The sequence below is a fragment of the Acetobacter syzygii genome (assembly GCF_000964225.1).
GTDB lineage: Bacteria > Pseudomonadota > Alphaproteobacteria > Acetobacterales > Acetobacteraceae > Acetobacter > Acetobacter syzygii.
Genome location: NZ_BAMZ01000022.1, coordinates 61,607 through 75,558 on the forward strand (window position 1 = coordinate 61,607; position 13,952 = coordinate 75,558).

The following is a 13,952-nucleotide window of genomic DNA, read 5'->3' on the forward strand; positions in this document are numbered from 1 at the left end:
CATGCTTGCCAATATTACGCCATCTCTCCTTATTGGCCTTGCTGGTGCCGCGGGCACGCTACTGCGCTACTGGGTTGGACTGGCCACCCTGCGCTGGGGGCAAATGCTGCCCTGGGGTACTATTCTGATCAATGTTACAGGCTCTTTTGCCATTGCTTTTTTTGGCACCCTGACCGCAGCAGGTGGCCGCCTGCCCGTATCAGAAACCGGCAGACTGGTTTTTATGGTCGGATTATGCGGAGGATACACCACTTTTTCCTCCTTTAGCTTACAAACACTTGATCTTTTAAAAAATGGCGCACCGGGGCGAGCCATGCTGAACATTGGCCTGTCTGTAGGGCTTTGTATGCTCAGCGTTACGGCGGGTTATCTGGCGGCACAGGCCATCAATACCGTTAATGGAGGCGAAAGCTAGCTTCTGCACCTCTTGCATAGGGCACTCACCAACTTTCTGCGTAAAACGCGTAGCGTGAGCATGTCGTACTCACACAAGGGCATACCGTGCAGGGCAGAAAATTGCATTGTCCCATATTGCCCATACCAATCTGTTATGGCGCACTACTATGCTGGTTTTGGTCCAGCGCCCAGGGCGGGCGCTCAAAAGCTTTGGCCAGATAATCCAGCAGGGCCGTAACCCGCATAGGGCGGAGTGGGCTTGCTGGCGTAACAAGGTAGAGGGTAATGGAAGCCGCACTCCACTGGGGCAAAATACGCTCCAGCCGTCCATCACGCAGGCCATCCCAGACCATAAATTCGGGGAACACCCCATACCCCAGACCAGCCTCCAGGCAGGGTAGAAAGGCCTCTGAATTATCAGCCCAGAACCGTGCACTCTGGGTAATGACACATTCTTTGCCTGTTGTTGCATGCGTAAGCCGGACCATGCCCGGCGCTGCCATGTTGGTATAAACAAAGCCTTTTTGCGCCTCCAGCTCCCGCGGGTGCGTGGGGCGACCGTGCTGGTCCAGCCATTGTGGCGATGCAACCAGAAGCAGCTTGAACGTGCACAGGCTCCGTGCCCGCAGGGATGAATCGGCCAGAGCGGCAATGCGCAACGCCACATCGTACCCATCGGCGACCAGATCGACCACGGCATCGCTAAAATCTATGGACAGGTCTACATCCGGGTAACGCTGCATAAACTCCGGCAGTACAGGAGCCAGATGGCGGATGCCAAAGGTCATGGGAGCAGCCACCCGCACCCGACCAGAAGGACGTTGCCGCCCGCCACGGGCCTCGGCCTCGGCGGCTTCAGCCTCAACCAGAATACGGTTGGCATGGCCAAGTAAATCGCGCCCAGTTTCCGTTAGCGACAGATGGCGGGAATTCCGGTGGAACAGCGCCACACCAAGAGCCTGCTCCAGCCGCCCAACAGCCTTGGAAACGGTGGGTTTGGAAAGCTGCACATCCTCCGCTGCCCGCGCGAAGGAACCAAACTCCGCCACTTTTGCAAAAATGGCCCATGCTTCCAAATCGGGTAGTCGCATGTTTTTGGCCCCGCACTTACCTCAGATGCTGCTTTATACCCATAATCCCGGCATGGAGCCATGCCCAGCCACCAGAGTTACCGTGGCATCCATGGCTGCCTGCACGCTTCCAGCCCCAGAATGCGCCGGGCCTTCCCGTTTGTGGCGCCACTCAGGCGGGTCTGGTAGTAAACACTCTCCACCCCTGCCTGCTCCAAGGCGACCTGCACCGCCACGGAAGGCGGAGCGGGTGCGCCAACCCACCGGGCGTAAGCGGGCAACCATACACGCAACGCCACAGGCTGGTCATCCACCACGTTGTACACACCGCCCGGCGCAGCAAGGGCGGATACAGTCGCCCTTGCTGCATCGTCCACGTGAATAAAGGAAAACACGCCTTCCCCGCCCCCGATCAGGGGCATGGTCCGTTGCCGCATCAGGTCTGTAAAAGCTCCATCGGGCCAGTACCATGTGCGCGGCCCATAAAAAAATCCGTAACGGAGTACCGTGGCCTGTATGGTGGGTGTGCCCATAACCCGTTTTTCCAACGCGGCGTACATCCGCGCACTCTCCCCAATATGGCCCGGTGCGGCTATGGCAAGCGGAGCCTCCTCCCCTGCCAACCCCCCGTTGCCGTTCAGGTAAAAGCCACATGACTGCTGAATGTAGCGCCCCACGCCACACGCTACTGCCGCATCAAACAGATGACCGCCCCCCTGCAGGCGCAATACCCGGTCGGCGGGCAAACGCTGTGGCAGGTCTAATGGACTGGCGGGGAGCGATGTCAACTGGTCCACCACACAATCAGGGCGCAGTTGAGCCATCATGGCAAAAACGCCAGTTCGGTCCAACGCATTCCCCTGCACCGGGGTAGCACCAAGGTTTTTTATACTCTTCAGACTTTGCGCCCGCTGCGCCATACCCCAGACCTGATGCCCTGCCTGAAGCAACTGCACCAGCAGGGGGTGCCCCAATGCGCCGCTTGCGCCAGCAACCAGAATTTTCATGCCAGTTTATCTTCCACAGGCCGCTTTTTTTGCCTGACCTTGCCGGTTTTGCGCGTACGGGCGCGCGCATCAAACCATGCCTGTGCCTCGCTCCAAAAAGGGGGGGGAGCTTTGGTGCGCACGGTTTGTGCCAGATCTGCCAAGGATGTTTGTGCAAGTTCGGCCCGCATGGTCTGTTCCGCACGCAACATGGCGGCATGGATACTGCATACTCCCCGCTCCGCCCAACCGGGTGGCGCGGTGCCAAACAGGGCGCAACGCCCCCGAATTTGCTGGCAATTAAACAGGGTTTTGCGCCCTTCTACAGCATCCACAACGTCCAGCACACTCACCTGCTCCGCTGGACGGGCCAGTTGGTAGCCCCCGCGCAACCCTTCTACCGCCACAAGAATTCCGGCTTTTTCCAACCGGGGAAGCAACTTGGCCATAAATGCTGCGGGAATTCCCTGCATATCCGCCAGATCCAGACTGCTTACAGGGCCGGGATGGGCAACCAGCCAGAGCAGGCTGTGCAAAACATATTCCGTACTTGCGCCATAAAGTGCCATACGCGGATCATATTAGTCCGCGTTTTGATTCGCAAGCCAAAAAAAACCGCCATCTGGCGGCTAAAGGAGCATCTTTGGAACAGAGCTGTTCATGGAACGGAACAAACGGACAGCTTGCGGCATCCCGCGTGACCAACCCATGCCAGAGAACCATATGCCTGCGGGCCAGAGCACCTGACGAGGTTGCTCCGGCCCGCTGATACTATTCCTTACTGCTCGAACGAAATAATCCGGGCTGCCCGGCTGAGCGCCATAAGCGGGAAGAACTGTCGGTACAGATCATACCGCAGCATAAAGGCGCGGGAGAGTTCCGCCCCCTGCTGCAGGCGCTTGGCGACCGCTGGGTCATCGAGCTTAATGGTCTGCCCCACCCCATAACCGGGGAAGCCCGTCCCCGTGAATTCCAGCTCCGTCCAGCTTCCATCGCTTTCCTGCCGGTCAATCAGATAGCGGCAGCCGCGTGCTATGGCCTCGTGGTCCTGCTTCCGGTTCACCGCAATCAGGCCCATAAGCGCCCATGCAGTCTGCGAGGGTGTGGTGGTCCCACGGCCAATGGAGGCAATATCCATGTAGGATGCACAGCTTTCGCCCCAGCCGCCGTCCTCCTGCTGGTGGGCCACCAGCCAGTCACACGCACGGGTTATGTAAGGCTGGGTCATATCCTCGCCAATGGCGGCAAGGGCTGGCAGCACGGCCCCTGTGCCATAAAGGTAATTTACACCCCACCGCCCAAACCATGCGCCCGAGGCTTCCTGCTCCGCACGAATGTAGGCCAGCCCACGCTGGATGGCTGGCGTTTGCGGGGAAAGACCGAGCAGGCCAAAGGCTTCCAGCACATGGGCTGTTACATCGACCGATGGCGGGTCCAGAGCTTCGCCAAAATCACAGAATGGAATTTTGGACAGAAGGCTACGGTTGTTATCCTTATCAAACGCGCCCCAGCCGCCGCAGGTGCTCTGCATGGCGATCAGCCAGTTTACGCCACGCAGAATGGCGGCTTCCACCCCTTTCTGCTTCCATTCCTCGCGGTGGCGGCAGGAAGAGAGCGCAATAAGCGCCACTGCCGTATCGTCCGTATCCGGGTAACGGTCGTTTGCGTATTCAAACGCCCAGCCGCCCGGTTCCACCTCTGGCAGTTTAATCGACCAGTCACCCTTTACGCGCACCTGCCGGGCCAGAAGCCAGTCGAGTGCCTTGTTCATCTGGGGTGTGTAGCGTTCCTCGGCCTTGGCATCATGCAGGGCCATAATGGCCAGCATCGTGTCCCACACCGGGCTGTTGGTGGCCTGCACCCACGAAGCATCCCCCCGGTCCTGCCGCCAGCCCGGATCGTCCAGTGCGGCGAGGGCTTTGGCCATAACAGGGTGGTGGAACTGGTAATCCTCCCCATGCAGGGCCATTAGCCCATAGACCCATGGAGGTTGAATCCCACCCCATCCGCCATCGGCATCCTGATGGCGGATAATCCACTCCAGCATATGGCGGATTGCCGCCTCACGCACAGTGTTGCGTTTGAGGAACCTGGTCTGGAGCCAGTGCAGCCCCCGGTCCGTGGTGCGGAAGAAACTGGACCACAGGTCCACCCCGTCCTTTTTGGGCAGAACGTAATCAAAATTCTCACGCCCACCGGGGAACAGCGCATCCAGCCGGTCCTGCGGCCGCAGGGGGCGGCTTGGTCTGCGGGCGGACAGAATAGCCAGCGGCACCAGAGTAGCCCGTGCCCATTGTGCAAAATTATAGATGGAAAAAACAAATTTATTGGGGAACCAGATCACCTCTGGCGGCAGGTTGGGGGTCTGCTCCCACGGCCACTCCCCGATCAGCGCCAGCCAGTAGCGGGTAAAAACGCGTACATTCCGCAACCCGCCCATACGCATAATCCACGCGCACGCCTTGCTCAGGGCTGGCGTATCCTCCGGGTAGCCGAGCGAGCGCAGAGCTGCATAGGCTTCCACCGTTGCGTTGATATCTCCATTCCCGGCACCCCAGTAGGTACCCCAAGACCCATCCTCGCGCTGCATTTCCAGCAGGGCATTCCCCAGACGTGGGCGAAGCGGATGGTCCTCCAGCCCCAGATACCACAGCGCCAGACACCATTCCGCCTCCATGGAGGCGTTGGACGCAACGGGTCCAACCCAATGCCCGTCGGCTTTTTGCTCCCCTATCAGCCAGTCACAGGCTGCGGCCACCGTATGGGCCAGACTGTTGCCCATACCTTTGAAAAGCGTGGGCGTAGTAGCGGGGGGGGGAGAGGACTCTATAGCAGACACGGCCGCCTTCACTTTGCTAGAGGTGAGAGATCGTATTCATCTGTGAATGGCTCAACGCACTATCACAATATATTCACACAGGCCCAGCGCTTATGTGGCACCGGCCTGTGTGGGTAAAGCCAGATTTTGAATATCCGCAAAAACGGTTTTCCACTCGGCATCCTGCATATCGACAAAACCGAAACTTCTTAGAAAAAAAGCCCCTTCGGCGGCAAAAATCATTGTGCGTATCTGCCGTGCTTCCACGGCATGACCATCCGCATACCCCAACAGCCGCGCGTACCACCCCTTGATCCGCGCCAGATGCCGGGGGGACTGAAGCAGAGTAACAAGCATCCCCACCATACGCGCACGGGCCGCACTATCGATCCGGCTACAGGCCTGCACATATGCGCGCACAAGGCTGAGTGGCCCCGTATCCGTGCCGCGGCACTGTGCCACCTGCGTGTCAAACACCACAATCCAGCGCTCGATCAATGCGGCAATCAGGTCATCCTTGCTGCCAAAACAGTATTGCAGCCCGCCTTTTGTAATCCCCGCTTCGCGCGCAACGGCATCCAGCGTAAGGGCTGTGGCACCATTGCGCTGTACAAGCTGCTCCGCGCAGGCCAGCACTTTTTCGCGGTCTATGGTTCTGGGGCGCGCCATGCGTTGTCGCCTTAGGTCCTGTTTAATTCCGTCCGGATGGAATTAAACAGGATACACACTCTTTTTCAAGCCCCGGCGTGTCATCCATAACTGGGAGGAACGAGCAGGTTCTGGCCCCAGACACAATACAACTATTTAATTTAGTGTTTTTATAATTAAATACCGATATGTTTTGTATTTATGTTGACACACAGAAAATACCCGCTAAATTCATTCACACGTCCAGATCACTAGGGGCGGCAAACCAAGGTGTGACTGTGTTTTGATGAGACCCCACAAACACATATTCCAAAGTGCCCGATGTTGACCACACGCACCGTGCGGCTGACCAGTCTGGCCCACACGGCATATGCGTAAGTTCTGGCACGCAAGAACTCCATAAACTTATGGTCCGGCGCTTTTTGTTCTGTAGGGAACAAAAACACACCAGAATAAAACGTATTTTACAATTTATAATTCCGTATTGTGTATTGTGTGGAGGAAGGCATCTTGTCGGATACGATGCTGTTCCAGCAACAGGCTGATCAAAGCAGACCCAGCCATTCTTTTACAGATGATGTCTGGCAAGGTTTGGAAAAAGAATGGAAAATAACGCCTACGGCACCACCATACCCGCTTGAAGCACACGGGCGGCTGGCACATCTGCTAGCCGAAAAACTGGGGGACACAAGCACTCCATTTTCTGTTTTATTTTTTCTTTTCAAGAGTATTTTGCAACAGAACCCTTCCCTTCTGGCCTCTGCTGCGCAGGATCTGCACACTTATGCCAAAAGGGGTGGAGCAGACCAGCAATACATAACGCCCTTTTTATATAGCAAGGGTTTTCAGGCCACACAGGGTTATCGGCTCGCCCATATTTTATGGAAGAACAACCAGCCATTTTCCGCCCGCCACCTGCAAAGCCGCATTGCAGAAGTTATGGGAATTGATGTGCACCCCGCTGCCACAATAGGCGACAGGCTTATCCTTGGCCCCGGAAGCGGCATTGTTATTGGTGAAACCACACTGATTGAAAACGATGTAACCCTTATGTCCGATGTGACTCTGGGCGGTACGGGCAAGCATACGGGCAAACGGCACCCCACCCTGCGCCAAGGCACACTGGTTGGCCCGGGGGCACAGATCCTTGGTCCCATAGAAGTTGGAGAAGGCGCTAAAATTGGTGCGGGAGCTGTTGTTGTTAAATCGGTCAGTCCCTTTACCGCTGTTGCAGGCAACCCGGCCCGCTACGTAAACAGCCATGCCAGTTGGCCTGTTTTAACAATGGACCTCACGTTTCCATCCATTGACTATTTTATTTAACGATAATTTTTTGTGATATAAAATAATCAACAAAAATTATATGTTTATTGTTGACCTCTCTTTTGCGGGTGCTAGGCTGAACGGACAAACCGAATCAGAACTGCTGATTCGTAAAAAATGGGAGCATGACCATGTATTCTCATATGCTTTTTACAAATCGATGTTGATCGGGCCATAACGCTCGGAAAAATTATTTCTGACATTATTCCATCTTCAAATATTCCAACTATCCGAAAGAGTATTAACCGTGACTGAAAAACAGTCTGTTCATACGGTTAGCGCATCTGCGCTTGACCGCAACCTGTCTGCTCGCCAACTGTCCACCGCCCACGTTACCCGCGTGCAAAATCTGGAGCGCAGCCCACGCTGGCTGCACCTGCTGCTCCCTTGGGTGAATGTTGGCGGGGGTGTTTTCCGTGTTAACCGGCGGCGGCTTATCTCCTCCCGTTTTGGAGGTGTACTGTTTACAGGGGAAGGGAATAATACCCAGCCTGTGCCAGAAAGCCTGCGAGCATTGCCGGAACTTTCCGGTGCAACAGATGCACAGCTTGGCGAACTTGCCAGCAAGTTTGCCAAGCAGACACAAGCTGATGGCACAACCTTTACCCTCCCCGAAGGTACATTGGCCCTTGTTGCCTCCGGCAGTGTGCGCCAGCAGGAGGAAAGCACGGGCGGGCGGGCCGTAAGGCATCTGTTTGCCGGACCCGGCCAGCATTTTGTGGTGACCGCCACATACGGAACCAAGGATTTGCAGGCCGTTGGTGCCACAACCCTGCTCACCCTGGCACCGGCAGACATTACACGCACCCCATGGCTACAAGCAGCTTTTGCCTCCGGCGCACCGGGCAACCCGCCAGAAGCCAACCAGTATGGCGAGGCCGCCATTCAGGTCCTGTCCAGTGTGGACGGGGAGCCCAAACTGCCAACCACTTTTGTGGATTATCAGGACCATCCACGCGAATATTATATTCATTCCATTCAGACCGTTCTGCGCACCCATACGCGCATTACAGACCTTTATAGCAACGAATTTGACCAGCTGCGCGAACAGGTGCGTGTTGTTATTGACGTTATTCGGGAGCGGGAAGAATGGGAATTGCTCAACAACCCCGAGTTCGGATTACTGAACGAAACCGCCATAGCCCAGCGCGTGCCCACACGTAGCGGCCCCCCAACCCCGGATGATCTGGATGAACTCCTGACAAAAGTCTGGAAAAAACCCGGGTTTTTCCTTGCACACCCCAAAGCGATTGCAGCTTTTGGGCGTGAGGCCACGCGCCGTGGCGTGCCACCGCCAACCATTAACCTGTTTGGTTCGCCCTTTATTACCTGGCGGGGTATCCCCCTTGTTCCATCAGACAAAATTCCGGTTACGCCAGATGGGCGCACCAGTATTCTGCTCCTGCGGGTTGGAGAGGAAGAGCAGGGCGTTGTGGGCCTGCACAATACGGGAATTACGGGCGAGGTCGAACCGGGGCTGTCTGTCCGGTACAGCGGCACGGACCAACATTCCGTGGCATCGCACCTGATTACACGGTACTTCTCCGCCGCGGTTCTGGTGGAAGATGCCATTGCGCGGCTCGATAACGTGCAGATCGGGAGCTATTATGACTATACCTGATACTTTTGCAGATCCCGAAGGTCTGAGCAGCCAGCGCGCGGTTGAACAGGCTTTTAAGGATGTGCTGGGGCATGGGGCGGCATCTGCCGCGCCACGTCCTGCCCCGCAGGAGCAGAATGCTCCCTACCCTTTTGCCTCTGGCGCAGATGCCTCCACTTACGAACCCGTCTGGTCCAAACACCCCGTTTCTCAACAGCAGGGGAGCACACAGGCCCATGCCTGGGAGCAACCGGCAACATCCCCCTTTTTTAGCGGCACATTCACCCTTCCCTCTACCGGCATACCGGCACCGGAACTCCCCCCAGCACTACACGCCGCCGCTTTGGCACCCCAGCACAGCGTACCTTACTTTTTGCACCATGCCGCCCCCGCAACGTCCCTGCCACAGCATGGCGCGCGCAGTCCGGTGGGTGGTTATGACCTGAGCAGCATTCAGGCGGATTTTCCCATCCTGCACCAAAGGGTCAACGGGCATAAGCTGATCTGGCTGGATAACGCCGCCACTACCCAGAAACCACGCGCGGTGATTGAGGCAACCTCCGCTTTTTATGAGCACGATAATTCCAACATCCACCGTGCAGCCCACACACTGGCAGCGCGCGCAACCGATGCGTTTGAAGGAGCGCGTGAAAAACTAAGGCGCTTTATTGGCGCGCGTGAAGCTGCGGAAATTGTGTTTGTCCGCGGTACAACCGAGGCCATAAACCTTGTGGCGCAAAGCTATGGCCGCGCCAACATTGGCGCTGGTGATGAAATTCTGATCACCACCATAGAGCACCATGCCAATATTGTACCGTGGCAACTGCTGGCCCAGCAAACCGGAGCGGTGCTCAAGGTCGCTCCGGTCAATGACCGGGGGGAGCTACTGCTGGACCACTTTGCAGCCCTGCTTTCTGGCCGCACCAAACTTGTGTCTGTCACCCACGTTGCCAATGCGCTGGGCACCATTAACCCGGTTGAACAGATTATCGCCCTCTCGCACGCAGCAGGGGTGCCGGTACTGGTGGATGCTGCACAGTCCTCTCCCCATCTTCCTCTGAATGTTGCCGCACTGGATGCTGATTTTCTGGTGCTCTCGGGCCATAAGATTTATGGTCCTACGGGCATTGGCATTCTGTATGGCAAGCGCCGTCTGCTGGAGGCCATGCCACCATGGCAAGGGGGAGGGCATATGATCCGCGATGTAACCTTTGCCCATACGCAGTTCCAGGGCCTGCCCGAAAAATTTGAGGCGGGCACACCAGATATAGCTGGCGCTGTTGGGCTGGGTGCCGCAGTGGACTACCTGCAAAGCATTGGGCTGCCCGCCATTGCCGCCCACGAACATGCCTTGCTGGACTATGCAACACAGCAGTTCGCACGTATTCCCGGTTTGCGGATTATTGGAACAGCACAGGCCAAGGCCAGCGTGCTCTCCTTTATTGTGGAAGGACACACAGTGACCGATGTTGCCAAACACCTTGACCGGCAGGGCATTGCCGCGCGATCGGGCCACCATTGTGCCCAACCCGCGTTGCGCCGTTTTGGGGTGGAAGCAACGGTCCGGGCCTCCTTTGGTTTATATAACAGTTTTGAGGATGTGGATGCACTTGTCGCAGCCCTTGAACAACTGGTGCATTAGGCCATGACCACAGCATGGCTGGCAGCGTTAGGCGGCGGCGTGCTTATTGGCACAGCCGCCGTACTGCTTATGGCGCTGGAGGGGCGTATTCTGGGCGTAAGCGGTATTCTGGGCAATGCCCTGCAACACCCTACGCACCGGTGGCGCTGGGGTGTACTGGGCGGGGTGGTTGCCACGGGGCTGCTGGTACGCCTGTACGGCGCGGGTGTGCCTGAACAGTTTGTGCACACAGGCTGGTTGCGTCTGGTTCTGTCTGGCCTGCTCATTGGTGCAGGTACGGCGCTGGCCAATGGCTGCACAAGCGGGCATGGCGTTTGTGGTCTGGGCAACAGGTCGGGTCGCTCGCTTATTGCCGTGGCTGTGTTCATGAGTGTTGCGGCGGCAACGGTCTATATCTCCCATCTGGTGGAGGGGGCATAATGCATCTGCTCATTGCGGGTCTTTGCGGGCTGTTATTTGGCAGCGGGTTATGGATTTCGGGCATGGCGGACCCTGCCAACGTTCTGGGTTTTTTGGATGTTACAGGCCAGTGGAACCCCATTCTGGCTGGCGTTATGGGAGGTGCCGTTGCCATAACCCTGCCCGGTTTTTGGGTGTTGCGCCGCAAAGGCCATACTCTTGCGGGGCAGGCATTGCACTGGCCCCGCCGCTGGCCACCGGATGGGCGGCTCCTCATCGGGTCCATTCTTTTTGGGGTGGGGTGGGGGTTAAGTGGCGTATGCCCCGGTCCGGCCCTTGTTCTGCTTGGGCTGGATGGCCTTAAATCCGTAGTGCTGGTCGGCTGCATTGCTCTGGGGTGGCTGGCCGTGCGCCGGATAAGCCCGCCCGCACCACCGGCCCCATAGTAGCCGGTTCTGCCACCCGATTACGCTCTGGCGGCAAACGGGCTGGAGCGCACCTGCCCCTGCAACCACTGCCGGAACGCCGCCGCCATGTTTTTTTTATCCGGGTTGATGGACAAAAAATAACCACGCTCACTACGAATGGGTTGTGGCCACGCCAGCACAATCTGCCCACTTTGCAAATAATCGTCTATTAATGGTCGCCACCCCAGACCAATGCCCTGCCCTTGCAAAATAGCCTGCAACAGCAACGGGTAATTCCCAAACAATCTGGAATTTCTGGTCCTGATGACGGGGCGTGTTCCCTGCCCTGCAAGCCGGAACCAGTCCTCCCACGTAAACCAGTGCTGGGCTGGACTATCCAGATCCAGCAGGCGGGCGCGGGCAAAATCGGTTACGCCAGCAAGAGGCCCCATATCCGCCAGATAGCGGGGGCTGCATATGGGGTAGACTTCCTCCGCAAACAGCAAGGTGGAATCACAGCCTGCCGGGTCTGGGTCTTTACCAAACAGAATGGACACATCCGCTGGATCGTTTGCAACACCGGTCTGGCGTGCCTGTGTTGTTAACAGGCACAAGTCCAGTTCAGGGTAGCGGTTCTCAAAATCGGACAGGCGCGGCAGTAACCAGTTGGCCGCAAACCCGTAGTCGGTCAGAACGGTCAGGTTTTTTTGCTGGATGCTGGCGTTTACGGCCTTCATGGCGGTATGGATTCTGGCCAGCACATCCGCTGCTGCGGTGTGCAGGATCTGCCCGGCATCGCTCGGGCTAACCCCCCTGTGCAAACGCCTGAACAGCGTTAACCCCAGAACACTCTCCAACTGTGCAATCTGCTGACTTATTGCAGGTTGCGTCATCCCCAGTTCTGTGGCCGCAGCACTAAAACTGCCGCGCCTGCCAACGGTTTCCAGAATGCGCAGGGAACGGAGCAGATACTCGATCTGGTTGGGTGTCATAACGTCAGCTTATACCACGAATAAGTATGAACATACATCACAATCAACGTATTTTATGTGTTTATATAAAAAATAACGATTAACATAGTGTTGTTTTGTGGCGAGGGATAATTCACGTTATGCGCAAACGGTCCGGGTTGCCTCCAAATTTTCTGGTTGTTGTGGCCGACCAGCTTACAGCGAGCGTCCTGCCTGCACTTCTGGGTGGGCGGGACCCGTCCGTTGTCAAGGTGCCAACACTCAGCAAACTGGCCAGAAGCGGCACGGTTTTTGCCAATGCCTACACCCCAAGCCCCCTGTGCGGCCCGGCACGCAGCGCGCTGATGACCGGCCTGCTCCCCTCCCACAACCATGTGTATGACAATGGCTGCGAATGGCACGCAGATATACCAACATTTGGCCATCGCCTGCGCCTTGCTGGCTACCAGACCATTCTGGCAGGCAAAATGCACTTTGTCGGCGCAGACCAGCTCCACGGGTTTGAAGAACGGCTGACAACAGACATCTACCCGGCCGATTTTACATGGGTACCCGACTGGACCAACCGGACCGGACGGCCAGACTGGTACCATTCCATGGATTCCGTGCTGAATGCAGGCCCGGTGCTCCGCAGTAACCAGCTTGATTTTGATGAGGAAGTGGCTTTTGCCACACGGCGCAAACTCTACGACCTAGCCCGCGCCAGCACACAGGCGGGTCAGCCACAGCGGCCGTTCTGCCTTGTTACGTCTTTTACCCACCCCCACGACCCGTTCAACATTACCCCCCAATGGTGGGATCTATACGAAAACACCCCCATACCGCTCCCCCGTGTGGCGGCACCCTGCCCCACGCACCCTGCCGAACTGCGCATCCGCGAGGCCTGCGGCATTAACGCCGCGCCTCCAACCGATGCGGATATACTACGCGCCCGCCGCGCCTATTACGGTGCCATTTCTTACGTAGACCACCAGCTCAGGCAGTTACTGGACACACTGGCGGAAACCGGGTTGGACAAAACCACAGCCGTTGTTTTTACCAGCGATCATGGAGAAATGCTGGGAGAACATGGGCAATGGTACAAAATGTCGTTCCGCGAGGGCGCGTGCCGTATCCCCCTTATTATTGCCCTGCCCGGGCAGCAGACACCCCACCGCATTACGCAGGCCGTGAGTCTGGCCGATGTGGGGGAAACACTGTGCGCACTGGCCCATGCCCCCGCCGCCCCCCAGACCCATGGCCGGGACCTGAGTGCCTGCCTGCTGGGTAACCCGCTTGAACAGGACGAAATTTTTGGTGAATACCTTGGCGAAGGCACCTTTGCCCCCACGGTTATGATCCGCCGGGGCCGATGGAAGTTCGTACACACCCCCGAAGACCCCAACCAACTGTATGATGTGCAGCAAGATGCGGATGAAACCCGCAATCTGGCAGGCCAGCCTGAACACGCACAGACAGAAGCCGCGTTTTTAAACGAAGTCCAGAGCCGGTGGAACCTGAATACCCTGCACAGCAGCGTGCTGGCCAGCCAGCAAAGGCGCGCTCTGGTCAAACGGGCACTGGCTACGGGGCGCTGTACGCCATGGGACTACCAGCCCCCTGCCAATGCCCACCGCCAATACATCAGAAATCACAAACCTCTGGAGCAGCTTGAGGCCGAAGCCCGCCTGCCCTACCCGAGGAACGGATAGA

The 13,952-nt window shown here is 57.3% G+C and carries 13 protein-coding genes; 7 read left to right on the top strand and 6 right to left on the bottom strand.

Annotated features, from left to right (window positions below):
• Position 1: 1 nt before the first annotated feature.
• On the top strand, positions 2-415 hold the full coding sequence (locus Absy_RS08990) for a CrcB family protein (protein WP_048854407.1): 414 nt from the start codon (positions 2-4) through the stop codon (positions 413-415).
• Between the two features lie 133 nt (positions 416-548).
• Here Absy_RS08990 and Absy_RS08995 read toward each other — a convergent pair whose 3' ends face one another.
• The 5 genes from Absy_RS08995 to Absy_RS09015 all read right to left on the bottom strand — a co-directional run bounded on the left by Absy_RS08995 (position 549) and on the right by Absy_RS09015 (position 5,939).
• Positions 549-1,487: a LysR family transcriptional regulator gene (locus tag Absy_RS08995; protein WP_048854408.1), complete on the bottom strand. Its 939-nt coding sequence runs from the start codon at positions 1,485-1,487 to the stop codon at positions 549-551.
• A gap of 77 nt (positions 1,488-1,564) precedes the next feature.
• Complete coding sequence (locus tag Absy_RS09000; protein WP_048854409.1) at positions 1,565-2,473, bottom strand: NAD-dependent epimerase/dehydratase family protein; 909 nt, start codon at positions 2,471-2,473, stop codon at positions 1,565-1,567.
• A complete protein-coding gene (locus Absy_RS09005) occupies positions 2,470-3,021 on the bottom strand; it encodes an RrF2 family transcriptional regulator (protein WP_048854410.1) in 552 nt (183 codons plus the stop codon). Before Absy_RS09005 ends, Absy_RS09000 begins: the two co-directional genes overlap by 4 nt.
• Before the next feature lie 209 nt (positions 3,022-3,230).
• Positions 3,231-5,291 (bottom strand): squalene--hopene cyclase, encoded by a 2,061-nt coding sequence (shc, locus tag Absy_RS09010; RefSeq protein ID WP_371861721.1) that lies wholly within the window; start codon positions 5,289-5,291, stop codon positions 3,231-3,233.
• Positions 5,292-5,381: 90 nt separating this feature from the next.
• Positions 5,382-5,939: a TetR/AcrR family transcriptional regulator gene (locus Absy_RS09015; RefSeq protein WP_048854413.1), complete on the bottom strand. Its 558-nt coding sequence runs from the start codon at positions 5,937-5,939 to the stop codon at positions 5,382-5,384.
• 489 nt (positions 5,940-6,428) lie between these two features.
• On the opposite strand from Absy_RS09015, the gene epsC reads away from it, so the two are divergent.
• From epsC to Absy_RS09040, 5 genes are all read left to right on the top strand, one after another.
• Positions 6,429-7,241 carry a serine O-acetyltransferase EpsC gene (gene epsC, locus Absy_RS09020; RefSeq protein WP_146802622.1) on the top strand — a complete coding sequence of 271 codons (813 nt, stop codon included), beginning with the start codon at positions 6,429-6,431 and terminating at the stop codon, positions 7,239-7,241.
• 247 nt (positions 7,242-7,488) lie between these two features.
• Positions 7,489-8,862, top strand: a complete 1,374-nt coding sequence (locus tag Absy_RS09025; RefSeq protein WP_048854414.1) for a family 2B encapsulin nanocompartment shell protein — start codon at positions 7,489-7,491, stop codon at positions 8,860-8,862.
• Positions 8,849-10,483, top strand: a complete 1,635-nt coding sequence (locus tag Absy_RS09030) for a cysteine desulfurase (protein WP_084597045.1) — start codon at positions 8,849-8,851, stop codon at positions 10,481-10,483. The genes Absy_RS09025 and Absy_RS09030 overlap by 14 nt, the downstream gene beginning before the upstream one ends.
• 3 nt (positions 10,484-10,486) lie before the next feature.
• The gene (locus tag Absy_RS09035; RefSeq protein WP_048854415.1) at positions 10,487-10,903 is read left to right on the top strand and encodes a YeeE/YedE family protein; all 417 of its coding nucleotides are present in this window, start codon (positions 10,487-10,489) and stop codon (positions 10,901-10,903) included.
• On the top strand, positions 10,903-11,328 hold the full coding sequence (locus Absy_RS09040; protein WP_048854416.1) for a DUF6691 family protein: 426 nt from the start codon (positions 10,903-10,905) through the stop codon (positions 11,326-11,328). The genes Absy_RS09035 and Absy_RS09040 overlap by 1 nt, the downstream gene beginning before the upstream one ends.
• Positions 11,329-11,348: 20 nt before the next feature.
• On the opposite strand, the gene Absy_RS09045 is transcribed toward Absy_RS09040, so the two are convergent.
• Complete coding sequence (locus Absy_RS09045) at positions 11,349-12,281, bottom strand: LysR substrate-binding domain-containing protein (RefSeq protein ID WP_048854417.1); 933 nt, start codon at positions 12,279-12,281, stop codon at positions 11,349-11,351.
• Positions 12,282-12,400: 119 nt separating this feature from the next.
• On the opposite strand from Absy_RS09045, the gene betC reads away from it, so the two are divergent.
• Positions 12,401-13,951, top strand: a complete 1,551-nt coding sequence (betC, locus tag Absy_RS09050) for a choline-sulfatase (protein WP_048854418.1) — start codon at positions 12,401-12,403, stop codon at positions 13,949-13,951.
• Position 13,952: the final 1 nt, after the last annotated feature.